At 64.5% G+C, this 5,804-nt stretch carries 7 protein-coding genes; 3 read left to right on the top strand and 4 right to left on the bottom strand.

Annotation, left to right across the window (positions count from 1 at the left end; translation table 11 throughout):
- From EOA60_RS15705 to EOA60_RS15690, 4 genes are all read right to left on the bottom strand, one after another.
- Window positions 1-484, bottom strand: a 484-nt coding sequence (locus EOA60_RS15705; RefSeq protein ID WP_164899332.1) for an ABC transporter permease, incomplete at its 3' end; no start/stop codon positions are given.
- A gap of 158 nt (window positions 485-642) precedes the next feature.
- The gene (locus tag EOA60_RS15700) at window positions 643-1,620 is read right to left on the bottom strand and encodes a sugar ABC transporter substrate-binding protein (protein ID WP_095824582.1); all 978 of its coding nucleotides are present in this window, start codon (window positions 1,618-1,620) and stop codon (window positions 643-645) included.
- A gap of 39 nt (window positions 1,621-1,659) precedes the next feature.
- Window positions 1,660-2,862, bottom strand: a complete 1,203-nt coding sequence (locus EOA60_RS15695) for a mandelate racemase/muconate lactonizing enzyme family protein (protein WP_095824583.1) — start codon at window positions 2,860-2,862, stop codon at window positions 1,660-1,662.
- Complete coding sequence (locus EOA60_RS15690) at window positions 2,862-3,581, bottom strand: FadR/GntR family transcriptional regulator (RefSeq protein ID WP_066993159.1); 720 nt, start codon at window positions 3,579-3,581, stop codon at window positions 2,862-2,864. Before EOA60_RS15690 ends, EOA60_RS15695 begins: the two co-directional genes overlap by 1 nt.
- A 105-nt stretch (window positions 3,582-3,686) precedes the next feature.
- On the opposite strand from EOA60_RS15690, the gene EOA60_RS15685 reads away from it, so the two are divergent.
- The 3 genes from EOA60_RS15685 to EOA60_RS15675 all read left to right on the top strand — a co-directional run.
- Window positions 3,687-4,586 carry an SMP-30/gluconolactonase/LRE family protein gene (locus EOA60_RS15685; RefSeq protein ID WP_095824584.1) on the top strand — a complete coding sequence of 300 codons (900 nt, stop codon included), beginning with the start codon at window positions 3,687-3,689 and terminating at the stop codon, window positions 4,584-4,586.
- A gap of 113 nt (window positions 4,587-4,699) precedes the next feature.
- On the top strand, window positions 4,700-5,143 hold the full coding sequence (locus EOA60_RS15680; RefSeq protein ID WP_067321724.1) for an SRPBCC family protein: 444 nt from the start codon (window positions 4,700-4,702) through the stop codon (window positions 5,141-5,143).
- Window positions 5,144-5,312: 169 nt separating this feature from the next.
- Window positions 5,313-5,804: patatin-like phospholipase family protein (locus EOA60_RS15675; protein ID WP_164899331.1), on the top strand; the 492-nt coding region annotated here is incomplete at its 3' end.

The raw sequence follows: 5,804 nt of genomic DNA, 5'->3' as shown, positions 1-5,804 counted from the left end.
GCCCGACGAAGGAAGTGAACAGCCAAGTCGGCAGGTCGGCGGGCAGCAGCGGCGGGAAGCCGCCGGACACGACGACGGTGAGCGAGCGCGCCATGAAGAGCATGCCGAGCGTGGTGATGAAGCTCGGGATGGCGAAGCGGATGGTGACGTAACCGTTGATGAAGCCGATGGCCGCCGAGACGAGCAGCCCGGCGAGCAGCGCCAGCGGGAACGGCCAGCCCTGCACCATCAGCACCGCCATCGTCATCGGCATCAGCGCGAAGACCGAACCGACCGACAGGTCGAACTCGCCGCTGATCATCAGGATGGTAACGCCGATGGCGACGAGGCCGGCCTCCGGCAGGATGCCGAGGATGCCGCGCAGATTGTCCTGGTTCAGGAACACGCCGTGGGAGCGGACCTGGAACAGGACGATGAGCAGCACCAGGAGGATCAGCCCGGCCAGTTCCGGCTTCTCGAGATAGGTCTTGAACAGGCGCTTCAATGAAAGGCTCCGGTGCGGTGATTGTGAAAGGTACTGTGGCGCCGCGTTCCTTCACACCCCCCTCTGTCCTGCCGGACGGTCCGGCAGGACAGAGGGGGGTGATGTCCCGCCAGCATTTCGGTGACGGGCGTCTCGGCCAATCTCAAAGGCATGCGACCTCAGCGCATGCCCTGCGCGGACAGCGCCATGATCGCATCGGCGTCCTTCTGGCGCACGATGCCCTGCCCCGTGTCGATGTCGGAAGGCGCAAGACCGAGCTTCTTGTTGAGATAGACTTCCATCACCGGCATGAAGCCCTGCATGTAGGGCTGCTGGTCGACCAGCGCCTGGACATAGCCCTTCTGCATCTGCTGCAGCACTTCCGGCACGAGATCGAAGCCGCCGAGCAGGACCTTGCCGGGCGCGACCCCGCGATCGGCCAGCACGCGCGCCACGCCGGCGCACCAGAAGCCGGTGTCGAAATAGGCGGTGGTGTCGGGATGCGCGTTGAGATAGGCGCCGACGCGGTCGGAAGTGATGGCGAGGTCGGTGCCGCTGTCGAGACGCTCCCACGAAACGTCGCGGTCCTTATGAGCGGCCTTGTACTCCTCGAGGAACTGCATGACGCCGGCGCCGCGGGTTTCCGACCAGTTCTGGCCCGGCGCCGAAATGCCGACCAGCACCTTGATCGGACCATCCTTCGGAAAGTTCTCGGAAATCGCCTTGGCGAGCGAGTAGCCGGCTGGCTTGAAGCCCTGGCCGATGAAGGCCTGGCGCGCATTGCCCTTGGCGCCTTCGGTGTCGTCGACATTGACGGCGATCACCACCACGCCGGCGTCGCGGGCCTCCTTGATGACATCGTCGAAGGCATGGTCGTCGACGATGGAGGTGAGCAGCGCGTCGGGCTTGGCGGCAAGGGCCGCGCGCATGTTCGCGACCTGCTGCTCGATCGATCCCTCGGTCTGGGTGAAGACCATGTTGCAGTTGGCCTCGACCTTGGCGCAGCCATCATCGAAACCTTTCTTCACCGCCTGCCAGAATGTGTTGGAGGCCGACGAATGATGGGTGAAGACGATGTTGAGCCCGTCGGCTTTGGCGGCCGATTGCCCGCCGATGAGGGCGGCGCCGAGCAGAAGCATTGCTGTCAGTTTTCTCATGTTTGTTCCTCCCTATGGATCCTAGATGTGCGTCTTGGGCTAAATGTCCGTCTGGCTGCTGACGCGGCGGTGGACGGTGTAGGCCTTGCCAAGATCGGGACTGAGCGCCAGCCCGAGCCCAGGCCCCGGCGGCACGGTGATCATGCCGTCTTTCACCTCGGGCAGCGCCGTCACCAAGTCGCGGTACCAGGTGCGGTAGAAGGCGCGCACGCTTTCCTGGACGAGCGCGTTGGGCGCGTTGAGCGACAAATGGGTGGACGCTGCGAGCACGACCGGACCGGTGCAGTCGTGCGGCGCCACCGGCAGCCGCCAAGCCTCGGCCATCGAAGCGATCTTGCGCGCCTCCGACAGACCGCCGCACCAGGAGATGTCGAGCATGACGATCCCGGCCGCTCCGGTCTCCAGAAGATCGCGGAAAGCCCAGCGGCTGCCCAGCGTCTCGGAGGCCGAGATCGGCGCCGGACTGGCGGCGGCGTAACGCCTCAAATCGCCGAGGCTGTCCATGCGGATCGGGTCTTCGTGCCAATAGGTGGCGTAGGGCCTGAGCGCCTCGGCAATTCTCATCGCCGGCAGGAGCTGCCACATCGAATGGAACTCGACCATGATGTCGATCTTGTCGCCGACGGCTTTGCGAATCTTTTCGAAAGGCTCGAGCGCCGCCTTCAAGTCGGCCGCCGAGATGTCGTTGCCGCGCGTCTTCTCCGCCGCGTGGTCGAACGGCCAGATCTTCATTGCGGTGATGCCGTCGGAGAGCAATTCCTCGGCCAGCTCGCCGGCGCGGGTGAGGAAGGCGTTGAGATCGTCGTAATCGCGCCCGGCGCCGATGCCGTAATTGGCCGTCGTCTGGCCCTTGGCGTCCTTGATGTACTCGGTGCCGGCGCAGGTGTTGTAAGTGCGGATCGAGCGACGGCTGAAACCGCCGAGCAGCTGCGCGACCGGCTGGCCAGTGGCCTTGCCGAAAACGTCCCACAGCGCGATGTCGAAGGCCGAGTTGCCGCGCACCTCGGCGCCGCTGGAGCGGAAGCCGAGATAGCCGACGAGATCGGCGGCCAAAAGATCGATCTCCAGCGGATCGCGGCCGATCACCCTGGGCGCCACATATTCGTGCAGATATTCCTCGACGGTGCGCGATAGATAGAACGTCTCGCCGAGTCCGGTGATGCCCTCGTCGGTATGAACCTCGACCCAGAGCAGGTTGGGCCGTTCCTCGATGCGCACGGTCTCGATGGCGCGGATCTTCATCAGGCTATCCCCGCGTCGATCAGCGCCTTGACGCTCTTGTCGAAATGCTCGGCCATATGCTCGGCCGCAAGCCGCGGATCGCCCTTGAGGATGGCGTCGGCGATGTCCTCATGGCCCTTGATCATCTTGAGCTGGTCCTCGTCGGAGGAACGGGTTCGCCAGCCAATGACCCAGGTGCGCCGCGTCACGCCGCTGAAGGCGGTGACGATCAGCGAAAAGACCGGATTGTGCGAGGCCGCCGCGATCGCTTCGTGGAAGGCGATGTCATGCTCCATGACGGTCTCGGGGTTCTTGCAACTCTCGCGCATCAGCCGAGCCGACTGGGCGATCGCCGCGGCTTCCGCGTTGGTGCGGCGCAGTGCTGCCAGCGCCACGGTGCGCATCTCGATGGTGCGCCTGACGTCATAGACCTGCTGCACGCTGATCTGCTGGGTGGTGATGCCGTGCTCGATCACCATCGACATCGCGCCGGTGTCGAGCTTGGCGACGGTGGCGCGGCGCCCGGCGCTCATGTCGATCAGCCGCATCGCCGACAGCGAGCGGAAGGCCTCTCGCACGACCGTTCGGGAAACGTTGAGCTGGCGCGTCATGGCGGCCTCGCTGGGCAGCGGATCGCCGGGCGCCAGGCCTTCCGAGCGGATGTGCTGGGTTATCGCCTGAATCGCCGTGCTGACCAGGCCAGGACTCGGTTCATCCGGTGGGTCCGTCTGCTCTTGCATCCGTTTCCTCAACACCTGTATGACAGGTTGATGTTGAATTGCTCATATTTCGGCTTAAAGATATATGTCAAGCTGATTTTCTGACACCCTGCCCCGAGGCGCCCCATGCACGAGAAGCAAGCCGGCCTGATCTTCGATGCGCGCGACGTGGTCGGCGAAAGCCTGGTGTGGGACGAGCGCCGCGAAAGGCTGGTTTGGGTCGACATCATCGGCCGCAGGATCCATCGGCTGGATCCGCTGAGCGGCGCGCATGAAAGCTGGCAGACGCCCGATCTCGTGACCTCGGTCGGCCTGCGCAACGACGGCGGCGCGATCGTCGGGTTGCGCAAGGAGATCGCGCTATGGGACTTCGATGGGCCGTTCCGGACGCTCGCGATGATCGAGGACGACAGGCCGGGAACGCGGCTCAACGAGGGCGTGGTGGCGCCGGACGGTTCGTTCTGGGTTGGAACGATGGCCAACAACATCGGTCCGGACGACGCGCCGGTGCCCATCGCCAGCGATGAAGGTCGGCTCTACCGGGTCGGCCGGGAGGGCAATGTGACGCCGCTCAGCGAAGACCGGTTCGGCATCACCAACACGATGGTGTGGCTGCCCGACGGACGCTTCGTCACCGCCGACACGACGAAGAACGCGCTCTACAGCTATGACTGGGACAAGAAGGCGGGACGGCTCGGCCGGGCGCTCCCCTTCTTCACCGGCTTCGAGCGCGGCCTGCCGGACGGCTCCTGCCTTGACGCAGAGGGCTATATCTGGAACTGCCGGGTGGTTGGCGGAAGCTGCCTCGCCCGCATCGCGCCCGACGGCAAGCTGGACCGGATCGCCGAATTGCCCTGCAGCTGGCCGACGAGCTGCGCCTTCGGCGGCCCCGGCCTCGACACGCTGTTCGTCACCTCGGCGCGCTTCACCATGAGCGCCGAGCATCTCGACGCCAACCCCTTCGAAGGCGGCCTGTTCGCGCTCAGGCCCGGCGTGCGCGGCGTGCAAGGCAACCGGTTCGGATAATCTCCCCATCGAGAGATCGGCAGCAGCGATCAAAAAACTTCACCATCGATGTCGGACTGGCCAATCACCGTTCGTCATAGGAGCATAGACCGGCAATCAACAGGAGAAACGAAATGCCCAGCACTGTCCGCCTGCACCGCGTGCTTTCCACCAAACCTGAAAAAGTCTATCGCGCTTTCATCGAGGCGGACGCGCTGGCGAAATGGCTGCCGCCGAACGGCTTCACCTGCACGGTGCATCACTTGGATGCAAAGGCCGGCGGCAACTTCAAAATGTCGTTCCGCAACTTCACCACGGGCGAAAGCCATGCTTTCGGCGGCGACTATGTCGAGCTCGTTCCGGGTGAGCTCGTGCGCTACACCGACAAGTTCGACGATCCTAACCTGCCCGGCGAGATGCAGGTGACGGTGACGTTGAAGAAAGTCTCGGTCGGCACGGAGATGGAGATCACCCAGGCCGGCATTCCGGACGCCATCCCCGCCGAGGCCTGCTATCTCGGCTGGCAGGAGTCGCTCAAGAACCTGGCAAGGCTCGTCGAGCCCGAGATCAGTCAGTAAAGATCGATCGCAGGGTCTATGCAGCCGGCCGCGACGGAGCGGCCGGCACGCGGCCCGATTTCCAATCCGCGACGTTACGCGTTTCCCCCGCTTGCCAGAATGGCTGCGCTGGGCTGGATTGAGCAAAGCCGAGCTCGAATGCCGAACGGACAGGCAGAAGGGGGGCGCGATGGAGCCGATTCCAGCCGGATCGTCACCGGCTGACGACAAGGTCGAGCATTACGAGCTCGGCCTCTGCCTGTCGGGCGGCGGCTATCGCGCCATGCTGTTCCATGCCGGCGTGCTCTGCCGGCTGAACGAGGCCGGCCTGCTTCAGAAAATCGACATGGTCAGTTCGGTCTCGGGCGGCTCGATCGCCGCCGGGCTGCTTGCGGTTCTCTGGCCGCGCCTCAGCTTTGCCGACGGCGTTGCCACGAATTTCCGCGAGCTTTACGTCGAAAAAATCCTCGCTTTCTCGCAGGTCTTCCTTGACGCGCCGTCGATCCTCAAGGGCGTGTTCAACCCGTTTTCGAGCGCGGCGCGCGAAGTCGCCACCTGCTACGAGCGCCATCTGTTCGACGGCAAGGTGCCGACGCTGAAGAGCCTGACCCGGCGTCCGTGGTTCGTGTTCTGCTCGAGCAATCTCAGCACCGGCTCTCTTTTCTCTGCACGCTACTCCGTC

The organism is Mesorhizobium sp. M1A.F.Ca.IN.020.06.1.1 (genome assembly GCF_004023265.1).
Taxonomy (GTDB): Bacteria; Pseudomonadota; Alphaproteobacteria; order Rhizobiales; family Rhizobiaceae; genus Mesorhizobium.
Note: the sequence above shows the minus strand (reverse complement) of the source record. Positions and strands in the feature narration are given on the sequence as shown.